The organism is Paenibacillus sp. GCM10027626 (assembly GCF_042676285.1).
GTDB lineage: Bacteria > Bacillota > Bacilli > Paenibacillales > Paenibacillaceae > Paenibacillus_Z.
Genome location: NZ_JBHTHC010000015.1, coordinates 131,779 through 154,792, shown reverse-complemented (window position 1 = coordinate 154,792; position 23,014 = coordinate 131,779). Strand labels below are relative to the sequence as shown.

The window sequence follows — 23,014 nt, the reverse complement described above, 5'->3', positions numbered from 1 at the left end:
ATCAGGAGGAAGGGAAAAGGAATGATCCCAAGCATAATAATTGGTGTGCTAATTTTCGGATATGCGGGTTTTTCGCTGTACCGGTTTGTGCAAAAAAGCAAGGCGGGCAAATGCGCAGCATGCTCGCTTAACAAGAGCTGCTCCTCGAGCTGTACGCCGGAAGAAGCACGTTAGCCTCGTATACAAGTTGAGCGAGTCGTATCCCCCGTGACTCTATAAATACAAAAACACGCCAATTTTGGCGTGTTTTTGTGTTTGGTAGAGAAATTTGACATCCTCCCCCGCCTTTCCCCGGTCAGAAGATAGTTCACCCAAAACAAAGCATAATCGTTGACGCTGGCAGGCACATATTTATCGATGGTTAAATGCCCTTCGATGGTGGGGATGCCAATTTTCAGGTGTCCTTGATCGAAACGGAGCCGCCAGTTCTGATTGTCAAACAGAATCGAGATATTCGCTCGAAAGGAAGGAAAACCTTTGGTGTTGGCATGCTTCCGCCAATCTTGATACCGGCTGACAGCCAGTTTTCTTGCTTCTTGAAGCAGGGTTGATGGTAGTGGTATGGAACGAAGCAGGCGATCCAGCTCTGTTGCCTTACGTACTGGGACTTCCTGTAGGTACAGAAGGGCTTGGTTGCTAGCTTGTGAAAAGTGGGATCGCATGGTTTTATACATGTCTTGTTTTACCAATGTGGGCCGATACAAAGGAAGTTTGATCGTAATCGTAGTCAGACTCATTTCCAATCCCCCCATATCTATCATTATACCAGAACACCAGTTCGATTTCAAATAGGGAAGGAACTGCTTTAAAATCATGTCGGACAATTGAGATAGCAAAATTGCCACCCTTGTCCGAAGACGATTCATCTCCTACCTAAGCTTCCGCTTTGAGGAAGGAGTCTTCTCGTCTGTATTTGATAAAAAGAAGGCCGCCGATAACAATAGATCGGAGCCCTCTGTGTAACAGGAAATTTCCCAATTAGGTTCTCGTTTTAACGGCCAGCCCGCTAAAAGTAACCGGACCAACAACATCAGCTCTCGTATTTGCGGTTTGATTTTCTGCGGTTACTGTGTAAACATGACTGCCTGCTCTTACATTTTTATCGATCGCCTGGAATGTAACCGCATAGTTTTGTTCAGAACCAGCCGATTCAATACCTTGCAGTGTATTAAAAATCTCTCTTCCGTCACGGAAGATTCTAAAGCGGATTTGAGCGATACCGGTAACCCCCCGGACACCAACAGTTGCCACTAATTCAACCCGATTAGGTTGGGCATTCAAAACAGGTATTCTTATTCGAATTGTTGCCAGGGTAGACCTTCCAGGCGAACGTCTGATAATGATTGACTTCGCTAAGTTGAAAGTGCGCCGCGGGCTAACGGCAGCTTTATCGAGAATACGTGCCAAAAAATCATCTCCTCTTGTTTGATACCTCAAAATATGTTCGACAAAAGGAGAATGTTTGGACTACTATTTAATTGTTTTGAAATAGTCAGCTGCTGATCGATGAGCTATATTGACGCGATTGAGTGCCATACTATGGAAGGAGTGCTGGCGTATGTCCTCTAATATTTCTTGCGACGGTAAGTATCTTTACATATGATTTAATAGAACGGAGGTCTATAATAGAAGCAAGGCACTAGAAAAACATTCAAAACGGAGGCGTTTGCAAATGGCAAGACTGGAAGGGAAAGTAGCGATTGTAACAGGAGGAGCCAGCGGAATCGGCGAAGCTACGGTACGTCTGTTTGCGAGTGAAGGAGCCAAAGTCGTCATTGCCGACTTTTCTCCGCGAGGACAGGAAGTGGCCGAACAACTGAACGCCGAGGGCCGTGAAGCTTTGTATGTGAAGACCGATGTAACCAAGGAAGATGAAGTCAAGCAGATGGTCAGTGCCACAGTCGAGAAATTCGAGAGAGTGGATATTCTGTTTGCCAATGCGGGCATCGCTAAAGACAATGCCGCTCATAATCTGAGCCTCGATGATTGGCAACGTACGATTGATATAAACTTGACGGGTGTCTTCCTGTGCGATAAATACGTTATTGAGCAAATGCTTGCGCAAGGGACTGGCGGAGCCATCGTCAACTGTGGCTCGATTCACAGCCATGCCGGGAGAGCAGGGGTTACCGCTTATTCGTCAGCTAAGGGCGGGGTAAAGCTGCTGAGCCAAACGCTGGGAATTACTTATGCTCCCCAAGGTATCCGCGTCAATGCAGTTTGCCCTGGCTATATCGATACGCCGTTGATTGCCGGGCGTACGGAAGAGATGCACCAGCATCTGATCAGCTTGCACCCGATGGGCCGCCTGGGCAAATCGGAGGAGGTAGCCAAAGCCGTTCTGTTCCTCGCCAGCGATGATGCCTCGTTCGTGACCGGGACTAGCTTGCTGGTTGACGGCGGATATACAGCTCAGTAAGGTTTAGTCGGGGGCATATTCCAGGAGATGGTTGGCCGCGAACGAAAAGGAGTCGAGGTCTCTCCGGCTAGATTGTAGGCCGAGAAATGGATTTTATAAAAAAAGTGGACATTCGTTTGAAAGAACGGAAATGCCCACTTTTTTGTTCGTTTACCCTAGTCAGCTAATTTCACCAGACTGTAGTTTTTCTTGCCTTTGCGGATAATGATGAAGCGGCCGCCGATGGCATGATCCGCTGTGACGGTGAAGTCAAGATCGCCAACGCGCTCGCCATTCATCGATATGGCGCCCTTCGTAATATCCTCGCGGGCTTGGCGCTTGGAAGGCTCAATGCCCAGCTCGACCAGCCAGTCGACGATATTTTTCGACTCCTTGCTTGTTTCGAAGGTCGGCATCTCTTTGAAGCCTTGCTCGATCTCGTCTGCGGTCAGCGAGCTGATATCGCCGCTAAACAGCGCGGCCGTAATTCGCTTGGCCTGATCCAGCAGCTCTTCGCCGTGGACGAAGCGGGTCATTTGCTCAGCGAGCATTTTTTGTGCTTCGCGCTTATGTGGCTCGGTCGCAACCTTTTCAGCCAATTCATCGATTTCCTCTTTGGTAAGGAAGGTGAAGTATTTCAAGTATTTGACGACATCGCGATCGTCGGTGTTGGCCCAGAATTGGTAGAACTCGAACGGCGTCGTTTTGTTCGGATCGAGCCAGATCGCGCCGCCTGCCGTTTTGCCGAATTTAGTTCCGTCCGCTTTCAGCATTAGCGGAATGGTCAAGCCGAATGCTTTGGCCTCTGAACCTTCCTTGCGGCGGATAAGATCCAAGCCGCTCGTAATGTTGCCCCATTGGTCGGAGCCGCCGATTTGCAGCTGGACATCTTCGTGTTTGAACAGGTGCAAGTAGTCAACGGATTGCAAAATTTGGTACGTAAACTCGGTAAACGAAATGCCGCTTTCGAGCCGGCTGGCGACAACGTCCTTGGCGAGCATGGCGTTGATGCTGAAGTTTTTGCCGTAATCGCGCAGAAACTCGATAATATTAATTTTACTCGTCCAGTCGTAATTGTTCACCATGCGAATTTGATTGTCGCCCTCGGTGATGAACAGCTTTTTCATTTGTGCCGTCAGGGCATCAACGTTGGCCTGTACTTGCTCCATCGTTTGCAGGGAACGCTCGGTTTGGCGCCCGCTAGGATCGCCGATTGTCCCTGTTGCGCCGCCGATCAGAATGACCGGGCGGTGGCCGGCAAGCTGAAATCTTTTAAGCATAATAAAAGGAATCAGATGTCCGATATGCATACTGTCGCCGGTCGGATCGACACCGCAGTACAGGGAGATGGATTTTTCCTCCGTTAATGCTTTTAATCCTTCTGCATCAGTCTGTTGATTAATGGCATCGCGCCATTCGAGCTCATCAATGATGTTCATCTTATTCTCTCCTCGCAAAATTTCTTGATTTTATAGACATAAAAACAAAAAAAACGCCCCAAGTCATAAAAGACAAGGGACGATTGTTTACCGTGTTACCACCCAGCTTGCATGCCGCGACCAAAGACGAAACTGTCTAAGTCAACAATGCATGCCACTCTTGACGAGTTATCGATCGCCAATTCCGCTCGGCATTACCCGAGATACTCCAGAGTGTAATTCGCGCGCTATTGTGTGTACCGGGTTGCATCAACCCCCGGCTTTCTGAGACAGGGACGATAAGCGGCTACTGGGCTCCTTCAACGTAAATCAATATTTGATTAATGACCAGTATAGTGAATGTAGTTGCGGTTGTCAAACTTTGTTTTTCCCGATGCTTCTGATAGACGGGAACGGCAATCGTCTTGTAGCCGGTTGCGCAAGTATTATATAATTGCTGCATGGAGGGATCTATGTAAGCGAAACAAGTATTGCAAAAAAAGCAGCCTTAAAGTAATTCAAATGAAACCACAATCGACAAGCTCGTATTGTGGCTTTTTTAAAAAGGAGGGATTCACTTGAATTACTATAATACTTTCATATTAGTTTCAGAGGATTGCCCGGTTGAGGAGAGCAAGGCGCCAGAGCTGAACGGCAAGAAGAAAACAGTCGCAGCATATGAATATGAAATGCTGAAAGAAAAGCCGGCACATTATACCCAGGATGAGCTGCAATTTGAGGTGCATATGCGCCATAAAGAAATTGCGGAATCGGACCGGGACGAGGAACTGAGCAAATTTTTGGCCAAAAGCCGCGCCTGCATGCGCGCTTCGGCATTGCCCAAGCGCTATGGATACGGCATCTATTTTGATCAGGAGGGCAAGGCCGAGCTTGTGCCTGTAGAATCAGATAAATATAAGCAGATGCAAACGAGGAAGGATTTGCAAATTGTTAAAGGGATGAGATCGAAGAGAAATTGATACTTATAGCGAGGGAGTTAAAAATGACTGGAGTTATTGATTTTTTACGCGACTTCCCTTTTTTTGATAATTTAGATGAAGAGTCGTTAGGCAAAATTGCTAAATTTATTTTAAAACGCAAGTATGATAAGGGGACGAATATATTTCTGGAGGAAGACCAGGGAGACGAGCTTTATTTTATTGAATCTGGTCTTGTGCAAATCTACCGCCTAAATGAGGCGAGGGAAATTATTCTTTCGCTTCTTAAAGAGGGGGATTTTTTCGGCGAGATGGCTGTGCTGGAGGATGAGCAGGTTCGCTCCGCCTCCGCCAAAACAGTGGAGAAAACAACTCTGTATGTGCTGAAACGGCGCGATTTCGATTGGCTAATGAGCAGCAACCCGGATATTGCCATTAACATTTTGAAGACGGCTTTGACGCGGTTAAGAAGAGCCAATGAGTTGATCACCGATTTGACGGTTCACGATGCCCGCGCCCGTATTGCGAGAGGGTTGCTGCGGTTAATTGAAATGCACGGTGTCCACACAGCAGAGGGGATTTTAATTAATATGAAGCTGACGCATCAGCAGATTGCCGATATGACTGGAACGGTGCGTGAGACGGTCACCAAGGTAATGTCCGATCTGCAACTTCAGCAGATTGTCGCAGTGGAAAAAAAGATCATTCTAGTTATTGACTTGGCCAAGCTGAAGCAGTTGGTAGATACGGTCTAGCGCCTTAGTACAGGGGGATGCTTTTAAGAGCATCTCTTTTTCAATGCCTTTGTCACAAAAAATAACGCACTCTCGTTCTATTTGCAAATGCAGCAAGTAGAAAGGGAGAGAGCACTTATGAAACCATTGAACTGTGTTGTAGTCGGAGGCGGATTTGCCGGAATACATGCGCTTAAGGCGATTCGCAAAGCCTATAAGGAAGAAGATCGCCGCGGTAAGCTGCAGCTCACTTTAATCGATCGGGAGAGCAGCCATACGCGCAAAGTATTGTTTTTCCGCCCGGCTGTCAGTGAGGAAGCCATTACCGTTCCATGGGAACATTATTTGCCGGAAGATGCGCGCTTTGTGCAAGGAACTGCCTTGTATTTGACAAGTGACGACAAGCAGTTGATTTATATCGATCAAAATGGCGTGGAGCAGCGCATGCATTACGATATTTTAGTTGTTGCCATCGGCAGCGTGGTTCGCGAACAGGGGGACGGTCAGGGCGGAATCGCGCTGACGGGCGCGGCGGCAGCCGTGCAGATTCGGCAGCAGTGGCAGCGGAATTTGCAGCTTGCTGCCAAAGAGACGAATGAAATAGAGAAACAAAGATTAATGGCTGCAGCAGTTGCTGGTGCCGGCATTACTGGAGTGGAGACCGCAGCGGAGCTGGCATTTGCCATGCGTACTGAAGCCGCTAGGCTTGGTTTGAGCCAGGACGATGTACAGGTGCATTTGCTAAATTCCCAGCCGAGATTGTTTATGGAAGCTCCGCCCAAGGTGAGCCACAGATTGGAGCAGGAGCTGCAGAGCATCGGCGTCACGGCCCATCATCGCACAAAAGTGCTGCGCGAGGATGGTGGGCAATTGGAGCTGACTTCATCGACTTCGATACCTGTCGGCTTGACGGTCTGGACGCTTGGACTTGTGCCTAATCCGGGCTTGGGCAAACTGGGACTGCCTTTATCCCCCGATGGACGGATCATTGTAGATGAAAGCTACCGTGTCAAAGGAGCGCACGGAGTATATGCGATTGGCGATTGTGCGCTTGTTATTGAGCGCGAAAGCGGGAAAGTTGACCGTATGACTTGCAAAGAAGCGGTACCGCAAGCACAGCGGCTGGGGAAAATTATTTGGGCTGATTTGACCGGCTCGGATGCACCGCGGCACCGGCGCGTGCTCGAATCGTTTACAATAGGTTTAGGACCGGGACGAGGATTGTTATGGACACGTAAGTGGGGGCTAAATATAATTATTTCGGGTAAACTTGCCTATCGGATAAAAGTTTTTTTATGGGAATATTCCAGCATGCTTAATAAATAAGCGGGAGGATAAAATGAATGAGCTTAATGAGTGGTATATCCAGTATAAAGCATTGTTATTCAGTCTTGCTTATCAATTGACCGGCTCAGTGGCCGATGCGGAGGATGCTGTACAGGATGTATTTTTAAAAGTACAAGGAGTACAGCCGGCCAAGCTGCAAGAGCCTAAAGCCTATTTATGCAAAATGGTTACGAACCGCTGCCTCGATTTGCTGAAATCGGCGAGAAAGCGACGCGAGCATTATGTCGGACCATGGCTGCCGGAGCCGCTGCCGGCTACTTATGATGACAGCAGCTTTGAAGCGGTTGTGCGCCAGGAGCTGCTGTCATATGCGATGCTTGCTTTGCTGGAAAGGCTGACGCCTGCTGAACGTGCGGTATTTGTGCTTAGGGAAGCGTTGTGCTTTGATTATCCTGCGATTGCGGAGTTGACCGAAAAAAGTGAGGCGAACTGCCGCAAGCTGATGAGCCGCGCCCGCAGTAAAATGGGCATTTCTGAAGAAGAGCTGGCCGCACCCGGCGGTGCCGCAGAAGCATGGATTGAGAAATTTCTTGCCGCTCTCTCGCATGGGGAGACAGAAACGGTATTATCTATGCTGCACGATGACGTCGTCTTGTTCTCGGATGGCGGAGGCAAAGTATCAGCTGCCACTCGTCCGGTTGAATCCAGCATGCGCGTCGCCAGCTTCCTGATTGGCATCATGCGCAAGGAAGGCGGAGAAGCGGACTTCGAGCTGGCAAACGTTAATGGCCAGAGCAGTATCGTTATTCGTGAGCAGGGTCATGTTATAGCTGTCGCTTTTCTGCAGATGATCGATAATAAAGTGAAGTCGGTTTATTTTGTGAGAAATCCTGACAAGCTGCAGCATATGAAAGGGAGGAACTAGAACGGTTATGGGGAAACAGCAGGGAGCAGCGTACGATAAGCTGGACCTGCGGCCTATGCTACATGATTCGATATACACAGAGCTATTTGCGCAAATTAATGGTACAATCTGGTTGATACTATCGACCAACTGAAAGAGCTGATTGCCAAGATGCAGCCGGAAATGAATTTGGGCACTCCGTCGATTATGTTTTTCAGCGCAAATCTCGAACAATTGTATAAGGTTTATATTGCCAAAAGTATAACAGTCGGAGAAATTGTAAATATGCCGTCCGGACGCGTATTCAATTTTTCTGATGATGAGAACAATTATTTTGGTGTAATGGAGGAGTATAATGATGATACCAAATGATCAGGAACTCGACTTTTTATTTGCCGGCAGCGCAGAGCAGGTTGACGCTTTTTTGGAGCAGCATGGCGATGAGTTTAGCAAAAGTGACCGCACTGAGTTCAGTCATGCCGCCAGAGAGGAGTCGCTCGCGGCAACGCGCAGCAATGTATTTGCCTGGGTTTTTGCCATTACTATCGACTGGCGCGAGGAAGACGATGAAATTGTCCGCCTGTTCGGTAAACGGCTGCCCGGCAAGCTGGCGGCTGAATTTACGGATAAAGGCTTAACGGTCAGTTATAATGAAGCGGTCTATGAAATTCCGTTAAGCTTCTCGCCGGCAGACCGCTATATTACAATCCGCGGGGTAGCAAAAATCATTGAAGACGGCTACGAAATCCGTTTAATGAACGATTCTTATTATTCGGATACGCATGCTTTTATTCTATTGCCTCATGCATCCTGGCAGCGATTAGAGCAGCGCTACGGAAAAGAGCAAGTGGATGAAGTTTTCCGTAAAATTACCGATACATTGGATTTTCCTTAAAAACTATTATGAAATTGGCTTCAAAGAAGGAGTAGAGCTAGCTGTAACGAACCATACAAGCGCTATTCGGGCAAAATTGGGCTTCTGAATTTTCTAACGAAACTGGATATCGTTATTTGCCAAAATAGCAAGGAATAAAGCAGTATTTCGCCATCATAACGATTGTGAGATTCGTTAAAATATTTATGTTGCCATTTTTGCGAAAATAACGATTGGCAAGTTCGTTAGCTGCTTGGGGGTACTACCTTGGCTCCCCGAATATCAAGGGGCCAAACGGTGCAGTGAACAAGGAGGCTCAAATACCGGCGCGGACATTAAGGTGGATGATGGATTTGACCAATGGCGGCGTCCTGCTGCCCAATCTGTAGATAGAAGAAGACGGACATGCTGGCATCATGTCCGTCTGTTCGCATGAACGCTATCTTTAACGATAGCGTTTTTTTGTTACCTGAATTGTTACTTTAGCGATATCCGAGTAGCTTTGCCCGTCATGCACGCGGAAAGTGAACGTATCCGTGCCCGTTTTGCCGGATTTCGGCGTGTAAATGAAAGCGCCGGTGCTTGAATTGATAAGGGTAGCTGTGCCTAACCGTCCATTGGACACGATGCTGAATTTTAAAGGATCTCCGTCGCGGTCTGCTGCACTAAGCTTTCCTTTGACCGAACTGTTGCGAGTCGTATTGAACATAGCATTGAAGGCGACAGGAGGACGGTTCACTGCGGCTGGTTCGATATTAATGAATACCGTTGCTATATTGGAATACTTCTGTCCGTTGAACACGCGGAAGGTAAAGCTGTCTGCACCGGATTTTCCAAATTTTGGCGTATAGGTGAAACTACCTGCCGATGAATCTGTCAGGACAGCCTTGCCTAATTTACCGTTGGAGACGATGCTGTATTTTAAAGGCTTGCCTTCCGCATCAGTTGCAAGGAGAGTACCGTTCACCGCTTTATTCTCCTTTGTAGTAATCGTCTGATTTTGTGCGGTAGGCGGCGGCACAGGAATAATGGTTACGGTCACTGTAGCGACCGCTGAATAATTGTGTCCGTCGGATACACGGAAAGTAAACGTATCTAACCCTGTTTTGCCCGATTTTGGTGTATAGGTGAAGGTCCCGGTGCTTTTATCCTTGATGGAGGCTTTGCCCAGCTTGCCTGTGGATACAAGACTAAATCTTAACGGATCGCCGTTTTCATCTTTAGCCGTGAGGAATCCGTTTAACTGGCCGTTCTCAGCTACAGTGAAGGCAGCATCCTCTGCGATCGGCGGCATATTCGGGATAATCTTTACAACAACTGTAGCGGTACCTGAATATTGCTGTCCGTCGAAGGCGCGGAAAGTAAAAGAGTCTGTGCCGGATTTTCCGGATTTCGGAGTATAGATAAAGGCGCCGGTATGATTGTCAAGAAGGGTGACTTTGCCTAAACTTGGCTCCGAAACGATGCTGAAGGTTAATGGATTTTGGTTTTCGCTGGACCCGATTAACTTACCTTCAACAGCTGTGCCTGCTGTCGTGAACAGCTCCATATTTTCTGCTTTCGGCGGGTTTTTCGGACCCTCTTCTTTGGGAGCGACCTTCACTTGCTCGGATAAAAGATTGTAGCCTTTACCAGCATCCCATATTTTTTCATTGGCTAAGCGGACGGCGTATTCCGGGCGATTTTGCAAGGCTGCGGCTTCGTCAGGCAGCCATAACGCCAATTGGTAATCCCCCGGCTTCACATTTTCCGGTACGGAAAATTGAGTCTCGACATGTGTTTTCTCGCCAGCCGCCCAAAATCTGGGGTCAACGCCCGCGAGCGGAATATTGTACCGGTCCTTGCCGTTATCGAGTACGAGGAAAACCGGCCGCTCATTGAACATCGAGGCAAAGCCGACATTCCGCAAATTCAGTTCGATAGAAGCGAGTTGCCCCACATGAAATTCAGTTGTCCAAGCGGCATCGTCGAGAACGATTCGGTAGCCCATGCGGCGGCTGATTTCCTCGAATGCGCCTTCGCTTTTCCAGCTGCTGTAGACCGGCTGAAAATACTCGCTGGAAAGATAGCTGGTATGCAGCCTTTCCATCTCAAGAATTGCATTTTTGGATGTGGAATAAGGGGACAGATCGCAGGTTTCTCCTCCATGAGGCGTGTAGCGCGTATCTGCGCTTATATAGCTTTTCCATCGTTCGATTTCTTTGGCCGGGTAGGTGCCGACATCTGTCGCAGATGAGATAAAGCAATCGTTATGATGGCCGACGCGGGCGCGATCGCTTCCGCTGAAAGCCTCCTCGGGTTGCAGCGGGATACCGTTATTCGGCAGCAATTCTTCTTTTTTCATTGGCGTGCGCATTTGAATCATCCGGTTTTCCGGCAAAGCATTAAGCAGCGCCTTTAAAATTGGCAGAGCATTACTAGTCGTTGTCAAGTTGTTGGCGGAAGAATGCCATTCTCCCCAGGCTCCGATAAAGCCGGCCTGCAGGACAGCGATCACATCGCTATTTTGCGCCAAGAGCGGTTTTAATTGCTCGATATGGCCCAAGACGACAGATAGCGCGGCGTCATTGCCTTTGGCTGTCGAATCATACGAGAAGCGGAGCACGACTTTTATGCCCGCTTTGCGCACAGCTTGAAATTGCTCTTCAATTTGCTTGAGATATTGCGCACTGATGGGCTTTGTCCTGAACTCGTCCAATTTGATGTTCCAATAAGCGATGCTGTACCCTTTCAGTCTGGATTGGTCTGCGGCATAATATGGATCTCCAGGGCTATAATTATACATAAATCCACGCTCTGGGTTCATAAAATTTTCATTATTCTCGCGGTAAGTGCGGGTAGTCTTGTCCAGTTCAGACGATGCTTGTGCAGTTACACCCGGAAGGAGTGCTACCAACAGCAAACAACTTAGCAGCCAGCTGAGAAAGCGGTTAAACTTGCGTTTGTTTCCCATAAGATCACCTCCTGTTTTTCTAGCATATTCGCAATCTATTAAATCGGTTTGGGTGTTTTACCAATTGATAGAGTATATTTGGCGCATAAAAAAAACAGCCTTGGCGGCTGTTATAGCTATCGTTATCGTTGTCCGCCGGCTTGAATGGCGGAGATCGCTTCCTCGCTGCTGCTAATGTGTACCCCGATATTGCTCATTTCCTGCAGTCCCTTTTCATAGACTTGCGACATCGCGTCCGGGATCATCACAATGCGAAAATCGCGTTCACTCGCTTCATAGATCGACGTTCGCGGGCAATTAGGGAAATTGCAGCCGATAAATACAAGGGTGTCGATGCCCCGCTCCCGCAAAAATGTTTCAAGGCGAGTTTGGTAGAAAGCCCCCCAGCGCGGCTTATACATGACCCACTCCTGCGAGCCGACAAGTTGAAAATCGCCTTTGAGCAGCAGGTCGGCGTCCAGTGCGGTATAAGCAGCGGGGCGGATTTCGCGCACCAATTCTGCGCCTTTCGTAGAAGGGGCGGCAATTCTCGCTCCCCGCTCGACTGCTTCTCTGCGGCAAAGATCGACATTGGAGCCATCCTCCTTATAAAGCCGGATGACATGGATGACAGGCAGCTTCTGGGCGCGGCAGACTTCCAGCAGCCGCGCCATATTCGGCAGAACTGCCGAAGTGCCGGCAATCTGGGCGGGAGCTCCGTCTAAAGTAAAGTCGTTCTGTGTATCAATGGTCATAATTGCGGATGAGTTCCAATGTGGTTGTGTATAGTTCATCGTATACCTCCGTTTAAACAGACAAAAATCGGATTAAACCAAGCAAAGCAAATGCGAATAAAACAATACCGGCGCCGATACCGGTTATCGCACTGTTTGCAACCTGCAGCCGTGGGGATATATATAATGACAGGATGGAAACGGCAACAAGCAGCGCGGCTAAAATATAAAGACTGCTGTCATCGAATACCGATTTAAGTCCAATAAAATGAATGCCAACAATGAAAGCAATCCAGGGCGCGACATAATTTTTAAGTTTCCGTCTCATGAGAACAAATGCCCCGATGCCAGCTATCGCGAATTCAATATAAACAGTAATTAAGTAGGTGCTGAACGCGGTTGTTTCTGATAAAGCTGAGGCTGCATGCCAATTTGTCACACTTAAGTAGACACCAGTAAGACATAGCAGAAGCGCGACTCCGGAAGCGATACCGAGATATATGCGCCAGCTTGGGCGAGGATTTTCCTGAGCCCAGCCAAACCAACAGAAACTGAACATGCCGAATATTGAAGCATACATGGCGTAGTCGCGTATATAGTCCATAAATTCCCTCCTATAATTTAAAATGTCTTTTTACTATAGCATAAGGAAGCGACACAGTCAGCGAAAAGGAATAAATCCCTATTTGTAGCTTGTATGATCCAAATAAGTCGCCGGGGGGAGCCTGAGGTACAGGCCGTAAAAATTTTTGCAATAATATTTCAAAAAACATATTGATTTGTTAAATAAAATTTTATATACTCGGATTACAAACGAATTGCAAAGGCTTTCATCCAAGGTGTCATGAAAAATACGCCAAGCAGTTGGGGTGTCAGGGAATGAAAAATGCAGCGCCTTATGATAGTTTGATTGAGAAATGGGTTAGGGAAAAGAAATTTCCCGCTGCGGTGCTCGACATCAGTATCGGCAGCAGCTTTCGTTTTCAGAAGGCTTACGGGACATGGGAAAATGCGCAGGGTTCGTGCACAGCTACACTTGAAACATTATTTGATCTGGCTTCATTGACGAAGGTCGTAGTCACACTTCCGGCAGTCCTTATACTCATTAGCGAGGGCAAACTGAAGCTGGATGATAAGGTTGAGGCATACCTGCCGCGCTTTCGCCATCATGAGGTTGCGATTCGCCATCTGCTCATGCATTCGTCCGGCTTGCCCAGCGATCTGGAGCTTCGTCCCAGGGCGGCGGTCGGCCGCGATGTGCTGGGGGAAATTTATGAGCAGGGGCTGCAGTTCGCGTCAGGCAGCCAGACGCTGTATAGCGACCCGGGGATGATTTTGCTGGGAAAGATCATCAGCGAGCTCGCCGGAGAACCGCTGGATCAATTTGCGCGCCGCATGATCTTCGATCCGCTCAAGATGAATTCGGCCCGCTATCGGCCTAAAGGAGAGTGGAAGGAACGGGCGGCGGCGACAGAAATGGTGGACGGTCAATTTGTCAGCGGCGAGGTGCATGATGAGAAGACCTTTCAAATGGGCGGTGTCTCCGGAAGTGCGGGGCTGTTCGCTACAGCGGGTGACCTTCATAAGTATGCGCAGTGCTGGCTGAATCCGGAGCAAACAAGGCTTGCGATCGATCCCGTTCTAATGCGGGAATGTCTGGCTCATCCGCTAGAGACGCGCGGTCTTGGCTGGGAAATGTGGAACGGCAGCGATTATGTCAGCTGCGGCCAATATTTCTCGCCTGGCAGCTTTGGGCATACCGGCTTTACCGGAACGAGCCTGTGGATGGATCCGAGGTGCGGGCTGACGGTTGTCTTTCTTACCAATATGGTTCATTACGGGCGAAGCAGTCTGATGCGAACTTTGCGGCCGATGCTTCATGACTCGATTTATACCTCGCTTTTTGAGGTTTAAATACATTTATAAGGTTCTATATAAAAGGGAGGAATTACTCATCATGAAACGTTGGAGCACGGTAGCATTGACGACAGTCGTCGCATCAGCGCTGGCATTTACCGGATGCGCAAAGAAAGAAGAGCCGCCTGTCAATGAAGGTACCAATAAGGGGAATAATCAAGAGACAGAGAAAGTAGAACCGCCAAAGCAGACAGAAAAAGTGAAGTTGACGATCGGCAGCTGGAGAACAGAAGATACTGAAGCGTACAAAAAAATTATTGCCGCTTTTAATGAAACGAATCCCGATATCGAGATTGAGTTCAAACCGACGAAAAATACCGAGTACAATACGGTGCTGAACACAGCCTTGCAAACCGGCGGCGGCCCGGACATTATTCATCTTCGTCCTTACGCAGCAGGCAAACAGCTTGCCGACGGCGGGTATTTGGAGCCGCTCGACAATTTGCAAGGGATGGACGTCTTCTCCAAAGACACGCTGCTGGCGGCGACAGGCAGCGACGGCAAGGTGTATGGCGTGCCGACTGTTTTCAGCTCAACGCAAATTTTTTACAACAAAAAGCTGTTCGAGCAATACAATTTACAAGAGCCGAAGACTTGGGATGAGCTTTTGAAAGTAGCGGATACGCTGAAGCAAAACAAAGTGACGCCGTTTGCCTTTGGCTCCAAGGAAGGCTGGCTGTTGTCGCTTACGCACGGCGCTCTTGGGCCTAGCAGCTATGGCGGCAGCGATTTTACGAACAAAGTTGCTTCCGGCGAGGCGAAGCTGACCGATCCGGCCTATATCGATTCGATCAAAGCGATGAAAGATCTCGTGCCTTACTTCCCGGACAATTATGTGGGACTCGGCATGGATGATATCCGCAATCTATTCGTAACGGAGCAGGCAGGAATGTTTGTGATGGGCGACTGGGAAGTAGCGGTTATGAAAAAAATGAATCCGGATCTGCAGCTTGATCTCTTCCCGGTTCCGCCGAAGGACGCGGGCGGCAAGGCGACAGTAACCACCTGGGTTGACGGATCGTTTGCCGTCAATAAGGCATCGGCGAACAAAGAAGCTGCAATGAAATTCGTGGAGTTTATGACGACCAAGCAGTTTGGCGAAATCGTCATTAACGAATTGCAAAAACCGAGCACGATTCCTGGCGTAAGCGCCGCTGATCCGCTCGTCTCCAAAATTGCCCAAAATGCGGATACCATCGCGACGCCGTATATGGCGGTCGTTTACCTTGGCGGCGGCAACCCGACTACAAAGGCGACGCTGGAAACTTCGCTGCAAGGCATGTATCTGGATAAGATGACGCCTGAGCAAGTAGCGGATGAAGTGCAAAAAAGTGCTGATACTTGGTTTCAACCGCAAAAATAACTAAAAAATGAGTTTTCTAAAGGGGCGAGGACATGGGCAAGATGAAAAAAATTAAATGGACCAGGGGGGCGATTCACCTCTTCCCCCTCCCTGCCCTCGCGGTTTATACCTTGTTTATCGTGTATCCGATATTGGCTGCGTTCAGCTACAGTTTGTACGATTGGCAGGGGTTTCAAAAAGGGGCATTTATCGGGTTCGAAAATTTCGTCAGTCTGTTTACGAAGGAACCGTTTAATCACTTGTTCTGGAATGCATTTGGCCATAATGCGTACTATTTTATTCTTGAGATGGTTGTGCAAAATGGCATTGCCTTTGTGCTGGCATACATCATCTACTCTAAAATTAAAGGCGCGGGCTTTTTCAAAATGGCCTATTTTATCCCCCGCCTGCTGTCCGTCATCGTCGTCGGCTTTTTATGGCAGCTTATTTTGAATCCGAACAGTGGCGTGCTCAACACGCTGCTGCGCCAGCTTGGGCTAGACGCTTTGGCGAAGCCGTGGCTTGGCGATCCGGATACGGCGCTGACGGCGATCATTTTGGTCAACAGCTGGTTCGGTATCGGCTTTTCTGTCCTTATTCTGCTCGCAGGGCTGCAAAGCATTTCCCAAGAAATTATCGAAGCAGCCCGCATTGACGGCGTAACAGGCTTCAAGCTCATTCGTACAATGATCATTCCGATGATGATGCCATCGATCATTATAATAACGGTTTATACCTTTATTCATGCTTTTGAATCGTTTGAACTGATCTACGCGATGGAAGGTTCGCAGGGCGAACCGTTCAATTCAACCGATACGCTCGCGATTTTCTTCTACCGGATTGCCTTTGGCGGAGCAGGCGGCGGAGACTCGGTAGCAATCGGCCTTGGCTCGGCGCTGGCTGTTGTCCTGTTTTTCATCATTGCCAGTCTGTCTGCCGTATTCCTGTATTTTACTCGTAAAAAAGAGATTGAGCATTAAGGGGGGATGTCGACATGAAATCAAGCAGAAGCATTCGGGTTATGCAATATGGCATTGCTTATTTGCTGGCCTTCATCAGTCTCTACCCGGTTTTCCTTATGCTGATCTCGTCGCTTAAGACTAACATTGATATTTTCAAGCATCCGATGGGGGTGTCAACGAAATTAAGCTTTGCTGCTTATGAGAAATTGATTGACCAGCTGCCCTATCTCGATTATTTGACGAATAGCGTTCTCGTCAGCGTCGTTTCGGTAGCGGCAATCATTGTGAGCGGCTCGCTTGCTTCTTTTTACATTGCCCGCTACAGATTTCGCTGGAATGGCGCGCTGTTCTTCTTTTTCCTGCTCGGGATGATGATTCCGATCAAGCTGGGCATTGTGCCTTTATTTCTCTTGATGAAGCAATTCGCCATCATCAATACGCAGTGGTCGCTCATTTTCGTCTACACGGCGATTGGCATTCCGCTTTCGGTTTTGATTTTGACCGGATTTTTCCGCACGCTGCCTAAAGAGCTGGAAGAGGCGGCGCGGATTGACGGCTGCTCGGAAATCGGCATATTGGGGCGTATTTTGCTGCCGCTTATGCGCCCTGCATTAGGAACGGTTATGATTATGAACTTTATTACGGTATGGAATGATTTCTTTTTCCCGCTTATTTTTATTCAGGACGAAGCCCGCAAGACGATCCCGGTCGGCATGCTGACATTATTCGGGGAGTATTCCACCGATTGGAGCGTACTGTTTGCCGGATTGACGCTGTCATCCCTGCCGATGCTCGTGATTTTCTTCCTGGCTTCCAAGCAATTTATGGAGGGGTTGACAGCCGGTGCCGTCAAATAACACTTATAAACGCTATATTGGAATCGACGGCGGCGGGACGAAGACCATTGGCATCCTTGGCGATGAGACCGGACAAATACTCGCAGTATGCCGGGGAGAGGGCACGAATGTGAAGTCGAAGTCCTGGTCCGAAGCGCAGCAAATTGTAAAGGCGTTGATTGAGGAGACGCTGCAGCAGGGGCAGTCGGATCTCTCGCAGCTGGAGGTCGTCTACTTGGGGCTTGCCGGAAGTGACCGGCCGGAAGATAAAGCGCGCTGGAGCGCTTTTCTGCAAGCCGGCTTGCCGGAGCATGTACGCGCCGTGATTCATAATGATGCGATTAATGCGCTGGCAGCCGGCACATGGGGGCGCGGCGGCATTGTCCTCATTGCCGGCACAGGCTCAATTGCATATGGGTTTGATCCCGCAACTGGCACCAGCATTAGGGTAGGAGGCTGGGGCTATCTGCTCGGCGATGAAGGCAGCGGCTTTGATTTGGGGCGGCAGGCATTGACGGCCGTAATGAAAGCGTACGACGGCCGCGGGGAAGAAACTATGCTTACGGAGCTGCTGCTGGAGCGGCTGGGATTAGCTGCGCCGCCGCAATTGATCACGCACTATTATGAGCAAAAGCAAATTCGCCCGGTCATTGCCGAAGCTTCGCGGTTTGTCATGGAGGCTGCTGAGCAAGGAGATGCAGTGTCGCTGAGCATTATAGATGGGGCAGTTCATGAGCTTGGACAATTAGCGGCAACCGCAGCGAAGAAACTGGGGATGCGAGGAACGGTTCCCCTCGTGCTGGGCGGGGGGCTGTTCGCCAGCGAGTTGTTTGCCGGCCGGTTTGTCCGGCTTCCGGCAATTCGTGCAGGCAGCTTCTCGCCGGAACGTCTGCTGCTGCCGCCAGCCATTGGTTCCTACGTGCTCGCTCTTGCCGAAGCGGGGCATCACATGACTGAGCAGATGAAACAGCGCATCGTAGAGCACTTTAAAGAACGGGAGGAACTATACTATGGAGCAGACAAACATTAATAAATTGCTCACCGAACAAAAAAATGATCGCACTCAGCATCTGGATCAAATGAATATCGCAGAGATCGTTGATTTAATGAGCAGCGAGGATGAAACAGTAGCGCATTCTGTACGCAAGGCGCTGCCGCAAATCTCCGCTGCGATTGAGAAAATTGCAGCTGTCCTGCAAGCTGGAGGACGACTGATCTATATTGGAGCAGGCACAAGCGGCCGGCTCGGCATACTCGATGCTTCAGAATGCCCGCCTACCTTTGGCGTCAGCCCTGATTTTGTACAAGGCATCATCGCGGGAGGCGATCACGCGATCCGTCACGCCATCGAAAATGCGGAAGATGATGCCGAAGCGGGACACCGCGATGCGCTTGCGGCCGTCACGGCAAAAGATGCGGTTGTGGGCATAACTGCAAGCGGAAGAACGCCTTATGTCATTGCCGCGATTGAAGCGGCCCGGCAGCTGGGAGCAGTAACGGCAAGTATTTCCTGCAATAGCAACACGCCGCTTAGCGATGCGGCGGAGTATCCGATCGAGGTGCCTGTCGGACCGGAAATCATTACAGGCTCGACCCGCCTGAAAGCGGGAACGGCGCAAAAAATGGTGCTGAACATGATCTCGACCGTCTCGATGATTCAGCTTGGCAAAGTATACGGAAATTTAATGGTCAATGTACAAGCGACCAACTACAAGCTGCAGCAGCGGGTAGTAAATATCGTAATGGAGGCGACGGGAACTGACCGGCTGACTGCTGCGCATTATTGCGAGCAGGCGGATGGGGATGCCCGGGCAGCCATTCTGATGTTGCGATATTCAATTAACAAAGAGGAGGCGGATGCTGTATTGTCCCGGACAAGGGGACATTTTGGCCACGCGGAGCAGATGCTTGCCGCAGACAGGCAAGCGGAAGATCGTACGAGCTCGTAGCGAAACTATGCTGCCGGCTCCTGCCTGTGCCGCTGCCGGTCGATCGTTTGCTTGCATAGCGCAGCGACAAAGGAGGCCGGCAGCAAATGTTGTAACAACTACTACAAGGAAAGAGGGATGAAGTTGAAAAGAGTATTTGCCATGCTTATGTTTGCAACACTGCTCGTTTCCAGTTTCACCGGTTTTTCCGGTCAGCCGGCATCAGCCGCAGCGGACGATGTCCAACTTATAGTCCATTACTATAAAGATAGCGGCATTTATAGGGGGGATATTGGAGCCAAGCTGCTTCATGGCGGAGCTGGCGAAGTCACTGAAAAAACGGTGGACGACTATGGACTGAAAATGACTTTTAAACTTAATAGCAATAATGATGGCGCTTACATTGGGCTGACTGTAGCTGAGGACAGCAACTTCCCGAGCGACCTTCGTTATGTCAGGGCAAGCAACGGGGTTGCTGAAGTGTGGCTGATCGATGGCGACGCCCGGGTTTACAGCAAGCCGATTGCAATTGCGCCCGAGCTTATCGTCAAGAAAAATTTCAAAGGCTACGTGGCGATTGAGGATTTGCAAGACTTGCTGGGCGTGACGCACAGCTATGGCAAAAACGGTTATCTGTTTGACGACTTGGCCCCAAATACGGCGAACATAGTGACGTTGTTTTATGGCCGCGACTATTTTGAAATCAATATCGACAGCAATCGGATCGGTTCCAATGTGACAGGGAATATGCTGAAAGAATATACGAAGTTCGTCTTTTCCGACGTTGACGGATTCAGGCAAGGGGACCGATATTATTTGTCGCTTGGCTACATTGAAAGGCTGTTCCAAGTGAGAAGCCTCTCCGTCGGCAGCCAGCAGTATCTGTTGAAAAAGCAGGAAGCGGCCTATAATCAGCTCGCTTATGCCGACCGTCCGGAGGATGTCGGGTTTTCCTCGGCCAAGCTGGATGCAATCGATCAATATGTCGAGCAGCAAATTGCCGCAGGCTTTCCGGGAGCGGCGATGATCGTCGTCAAGGATGGCAAGATCGTCAAGGAATCGGCCTACGGCTATGCCAAAAAATATAGCACCAAGACTGTGACGGAAGGGGTTTATGAGTCGGCAACGCTGCTGCCGGAAAGCGAGTGGCAGCCGGTGACGAAAGATACGCTCTTTGACCTGGCTTCAAACAGCAAAATGTATGCGACCAACTATGCAATTCAAAAACTGGTTTCCGAAGGCAGGCTTGATCTGGATCAACGGCTGGTCGATTTCCCGGGCTGGGAAAATTTCCGGGATGACTATGCCGTTTATACTGGGAAATTTACGGAAGCATACACGAAAGGGAAAAAGCTCGGAAAAAATATCATTACAATTCGCGACATTTTGCATCACTATGGCGGACTTATTCCCGATCCTGAGTATCCGAATTTGACATCGGCAGACGAACTGTGGTACCAAACGAGCGATCCGTCCAACCGCGACGGCATTATCGATGTCATTTGCAAAACACCGCTGATGTACGAGCCGCGCACGACTTTTGCCTACAGCGATGTCGATTATATGATTTTGGGGCTGCTCGTTGAACAGATTACCGGCATGCAGCTGGATCAATATGTCGAGCAAGAAATTTACGGCAAAATGGGCCTTTCAGACACGATGTTTACTCCGCTGAAGAAAGGCGTTCCGCAGTCGCGCATTGCGGCAACGGAGCTGAACGGCAACACGCGGGACGGAAATGTTACATTTGGAGCGATGCCGGACGGCGCGCCTGTACCTCAGCGCAAATATACGCTGCAGGGCGAAGTGCATGACGAGAAAGCTTGGTACTCCATGGCTGGTGTGGCCGGACACGCGGGGCTGTTTTCCACAACAGGAGATATGGCAAGACTTACCCAATTAATGCTTAACGGAGGCATTTACAACGATTCACAATTTTTCACGCAGGAAGTAAGAGATGAATTTATAACGCCATATGATCCGAAAAATCCAAACAACTCCACCATCGGATTAGGCTGGCGTCTGCATTCCAAATCGGCGTCTGCATATTATTATTTCAACTGGGGGCCGAGCAGAAGCACATACGGGCACCAGGGATGGACGGGTACATTGACGATTATTGATCCGGTCTATAATATGACGATTACCATTTTAACGAATTCCAAGCATTCGCCTGTGGTTACTCCTCCTAACGGCTTTGCGACCGGCGATTTTGCCTTGGCTGATATGGTTACCTTGTCGGCCCAGGTATATCAGGCATTGAATTGGGATAAAGAGCAATACAATACAATTCAATCCGTCGCTGCAGTTAAGGATGTAGAGGTTGACTACGGCACATCACTGGAAGAGTCGCTCGCGTCGCTGCCGCAAGCGACAACGATTACTGATGCCAAAGGCAGCAACCATACAGTGGCGCTGAACTGGACGATTGACGGCTATGACGGCAGCAAGGCAGGCAGCTACACGGCAACCGGAACATTTGCTTTGCCAAGCGGTGTTGTGCAATCCGCACCTCCGCTGAAGCTGGAGGTAACAGCACAGGTGACAGTGAGAATGCCGAGCAGCAGCGGGCCGGGCTATATCTACATCCCGTCCAATAATGCGGAGCTGCAAGGGCTTGAGGTGCGGGACAATGGGGAAGCCGTCGCGTTGACGCCGGAATTCGCACCTGATACAACGGCATATGAAGGACAAGTGAAGGGCGGGCAAGTCGAGCTTACGGTGAAGACAGCGCATGCTGCCGCGAAAGTGACGCTTGATGGCGCGCCGATAAACGGCACAACAACACTTCAGCTTGCGCCGGGCGAGAACAGACTCAAGCTGACCGTGCAAGCCGAGAATGGCACGACGAAGACTTACACGCTGACATTGCAGCGCGATTCGTCGGAGACGGGAACGCCGGAGCCGGAGCTTGGCCAGCAGCCGGTGAGGCTGACAGACCTGGTCGGACATTGGGCGGAAGCCGTTATTAAGCAGGCGGCAGCTCAGCATATTGTAACAGGCTATACAGATGGAACCTTCAAACCGGATCAGCAAATTACGCGTGCCGAATTTACAGCGCTCCTTGCGCGTGCGTTGAAGCTTGAAGGCGACGGCGCAGCAGTGAAGTTTACCGATCAGGGCAATATTGGCAAGTGGGCTGCCCGGGCGATCGGGCAAGCGGTTCAGGCAGGAATTGTTACCGGTTACGCAGACGGCAGCTTCCGTCCGGATGCGGCGATTACCCGCATAGAGATGGCGGCGATGTTTGCCAGAGCGATAAAGCTTGATCTGGCAAATGCTGCGAATGCGGCGACCGGATTTGCCGATGACAAGGAAATTTCGAAGTGGGCCAAGGCTTCGGTAAAAGCAGTTAAAGAGCAAGGAATTGTGCAAGGCCGCTCCGGCAACCGCTTTGCTCCGCAGGAGCAGGCAGCACGGGCGGAAGCAGTCGTAATGCTGATGCGGATGCTGAGTAAATAAAGAGTTAACGCCCCTTCAAGTGCCGGCACGGTGCCGGGAGGGGCGTTTTTTTGACCGTAGAAGAATTTATCCACTCAACTTTCAAATGGATGCCCGTTGACGATCAGGGCTAACGAATCTGAGACACGCTATTGGCCGGAATATCGGCTTGCTCCGCTTGTAACGAACCTGAGACACGCTATTGATGGAAAAAAGATGTGGAAGCGGCCGATTTTCGGTGAATAACGATCGGTAGATTCGTTAGAACCCACAAGGCCCCATTTTAAGCCGAATAAGAGTTGTCAGGTTCGCTAGCAACTCCAACAATGGTTCTTGGGTTTACCTAGCTACACCAAGGGCTACCTGTCT

21 protein-coding genes, 1 pseudogene and 1 other annotated feature are annotated in these 23,014 nt (G+C 49.6%); of the genes and pseudogenes, 16 read left to right on the top strand and 6 right to left on the bottom strand.

Going from position 1 to position 23,014, the window contains the following annotated elements:
* The first annotated feature begins 21 nt into the window (after positions 1–21).
* Positions 22–174: a FeoB-associated Cys-rich membrane protein gene (locus tag ACFQ0N_RS25790; protein ID WP_379331733.1), complete on the top strand. Its 153-nt coding sequence runs from the start codon at positions 22–24 to the stop codon at positions 172–174.
* On the opposite strand, the gene ACFQ0N_RS25785 is transcribed toward ACFQ0N_RS25790, so the two are convergent.
* Together ACFQ0N_RS25785 and ACFQ0N_RS25780 are read right to left on the bottom strand one after the other, a co-directional pair.
* Positions 171–737 (bottom strand): hypothetical protein, encoded by a 567-nt coding sequence (locus ACFQ0N_RS25785; RefSeq protein ID WP_379331731.1) that lies wholly within the window; start codon positions 735–737, stop codon positions 171–173. The two genes, ACFQ0N_RS25790 and ACFQ0N_RS25785, sit on opposite strands and share 4 nt — an antisense overlap.
* Positions 738–978: 241 nt before the next feature.
* On the bottom strand, positions 979–1,407 hold the full coding sequence (locus ACFQ0N_RS25780; RefSeq protein ID WP_379331729.1) for an exosporium protein C: 429 nt from the start codon (positions 1,405–1,407) through the stop codon (positions 979–981).
* A gap of 265 nt (positions 1,408–1,672) precedes the next feature.
* On the opposite strand from ACFQ0N_RS25780, the gene ACFQ0N_RS25775 reads away from it, so the two are divergent.
* Positions 1,673–2,419, top strand: coding sequence for an SDR family NAD(P)-dependent oxidoreductase (locus ACFQ0N_RS25775; RefSeq protein WP_379331727.1), 747 nt, complete (start codon positions 1,673–1,675; stop codon positions 2,417–2,419).
* A gap of 155 nt (positions 2,420–2,574) precedes the next feature.
* Here the strand turns inward: ACFQ0N_RS25775 and tyrS are convergent, their stop codons facing one another.
* Positions 2,575–3,837: a tyrosine--tRNA ligase gene (tyrS, locus tag ACFQ0N_RS25770; protein WP_379331725.1), complete on the bottom strand. Its 1,263-nt coding sequence runs from the start codon at positions 3,835–3,837 to the stop codon at positions 2,575–2,577.
* A gap of 72 nt (positions 3,838–3,909) precedes the next feature.
* Positions 3,910–4,149: a binding site (T-box leader), on the bottom strand.
* Between the two features lie 245 nt (positions 4,150–4,394).
* Here tyrS and ACFQ0N_RS25765 point away from each other — a divergent pair.
* From ACFQ0N_RS25765 to ACFQ0N_RS25735, 7 genes and pseudogenes are all read left to right on the top strand, one after another.
* Positions 4,395–4,796 (top strand): DUF6157 family protein, encoded by a 402-nt coding sequence (locus tag ACFQ0N_RS25765; RefSeq protein ID WP_379331724.1) that lies wholly within the window; start codon positions 4,395–4,397, stop codon positions 4,794–4,796.
* Between the two features lie 23 nt (positions 4,797–4,819).
* Entirely contained in the window at positions 4,820–5,509 is a 690-nt protein-coding gene (locus ACFQ0N_RS25760; RefSeq protein ID WP_379331722.1) for a Crp/Fnr family transcriptional regulator, read from the top strand.
* Positions 5,510–5,626: 117 nt separating this feature from the next.
* A complete protein-coding gene (locus tag ACFQ0N_RS25755; protein WP_379331720.1) occupies positions 5,627–6,814 on the top strand; it encodes an NAD(P)/FAD-dependent oxidoreductase in 1,188 nt (395 codons plus the stop codon).
* 13 nt (positions 6,815–6,827) lie between these two features.
* Positions 6,828–7,700 carry an RNA polymerase sigma-70 factor gene (locus ACFQ0N_RS25750; protein WP_379331718.1) on the top strand — a complete coding sequence of 291 codons (873 nt, stop codon included), beginning with the start codon at positions 6,828–6,830 and terminating at the stop codon, positions 7,698–7,700.
* 132 nt (positions 7,701–7,832) lie between these two features.
* Positions 7,833–8,051, top strand: a pseudogene (locus tag ACFQ0N_RS25745) (VOC family protein); the annotation flags it as partial.
* Positions 8,035–8,574 carry a hypothetical protein gene (locus ACFQ0N_RS25740; RefSeq protein ID WP_379331716.1) on the top strand — a complete coding sequence of 180 codons (540 nt, stop codon included), beginning with the start codon at positions 8,035–8,037 and terminating at the stop codon, positions 8,572–8,574. The pseudogene ACFQ0N_RS25745 and the gene ACFQ0N_RS25740, both read left to right, overlap by 17 nt.
* A gap of 212 nt (positions 8,575–8,786) precedes the next feature.
* The gene (locus ACFQ0N_RS25735; RefSeq protein WP_379331713.1) at positions 8,787–8,942 is read left to right on the top strand and encodes a hypothetical protein; all 156 of its coding nucleotides are present in this window, start codon (positions 8,787–8,789) and stop codon (positions 8,940–8,942) included.
* 56 nt (positions 8,943–8,998) lie between these two features.
* On the opposite strand, the gene ACFQ0N_RS25730 is transcribed toward ACFQ0N_RS25735, so the two are convergent.
* From ACFQ0N_RS25730 to ACFQ0N_RS25720, 3 genes are all read right to left on the bottom strand, one after another.
* A complete protein-coding gene (locus ACFQ0N_RS25730) occupies positions 8,999–11,506 on the bottom strand; it encodes a DUF4832 domain-containing protein (protein WP_379331711.1) in 2,508 nt (835 codons plus the stop codon).
* A gap of 122 nt (positions 11,507–11,628) precedes the next feature.
* Positions 11,629–12,279 (bottom strand): cysteine hydrolase family protein, encoded by a 651-nt coding sequence (locus ACFQ0N_RS25725; protein ID WP_379331709.1) that lies wholly within the window; start codon positions 12,277–12,279, stop codon positions 11,629–11,631.
* A gap of 13 nt (positions 12,280–12,292) precedes the next feature.
* Positions 12,293–12,823 carry a hypothetical protein gene (locus ACFQ0N_RS25720; RefSeq protein ID WP_379331707.1) on the bottom strand — a complete coding sequence of 177 codons (531 nt, stop codon included), beginning with the start codon at positions 12,821–12,823 and terminating at the stop codon, positions 12,293–12,295.
* A gap of 275 nt (positions 12,824–13,098) precedes the next feature.
* Between ACFQ0N_RS25720 and ACFQ0N_RS25715 the strand changes: the two genes are divergently transcribed.
* From ACFQ0N_RS25715 to pbp4b, 7 genes are all read left to right on the top strand, one after another.
* Positions 13,099–14,133, top strand: coding sequence for a serine hydrolase domain-containing protein (locus tag ACFQ0N_RS25715; protein WP_379331705.1), 1,035 nt, complete (start codon positions 13,099–13,101; stop codon positions 14,131–14,133).
* Between the two features lie 43 nt (positions 14,134–14,176).
* On the top strand, positions 14,177–15,499 hold the full coding sequence (locus ACFQ0N_RS25710; protein WP_379331703.1) for an ABC transporter substrate-binding protein: 1,323 nt from the start codon (positions 14,177–14,179) through the stop codon (positions 15,497–15,499).
* Positions 15,500–15,540: 41 nt separating this feature from the next.
* Positions 15,541–16,458, top strand: coding sequence for a carbohydrate ABC transporter permease (locus ACFQ0N_RS25705; protein WP_379331701.1), 918 nt, complete (start codon positions 15,541–15,543; stop codon positions 16,456–16,458).
* Positions 16,459–16,472: 14 nt separating this feature from the next.
* Complete coding sequence (locus ACFQ0N_RS25700) at positions 16,473–17,297, top strand: carbohydrate ABC transporter permease (protein ID WP_379331699.1); 825 nt, start codon at positions 16,473–16,475, stop codon at positions 17,295–17,297.
* Positions 17,284–18,306: an N-acetylglucosamine kinase gene (locus ACFQ0N_RS25695; RefSeq protein WP_379331697.1), complete on the top strand. Its 1,023-nt coding sequence runs from the start codon at positions 17,284–17,286 to the stop codon at positions 18,304–18,306. Before ACFQ0N_RS25700 ends, ACFQ0N_RS25695 begins: the two co-directional genes overlap by 14 nt.
* The gene (gene murQ / locus ACFQ0N_RS25690; protein WP_379331695.1) at positions 18,287–19,225 is read left to right on the top strand and encodes an N-acetylmuramic acid 6-phosphate etherase; all 939 of its coding nucleotides are present in this window, start codon (positions 18,287–18,289) and stop codon (positions 19,223–19,225) included. The genes ACFQ0N_RS25695 and murQ overlap by 20 nt, the downstream gene beginning before the upstream one ends.
* Before the next feature lie 123 nt (positions 19,226–19,348).
* Entirely contained in the window at positions 19,349–22,666 is a 3,318-nt protein-coding gene (pbp4b, locus tag ACFQ0N_RS25685; protein WP_379331693.1) for a penicillin binding protein PBP4B, read from the top strand.
* Positions 22,667–23,014 lie beyond the last annotated feature (348 nt).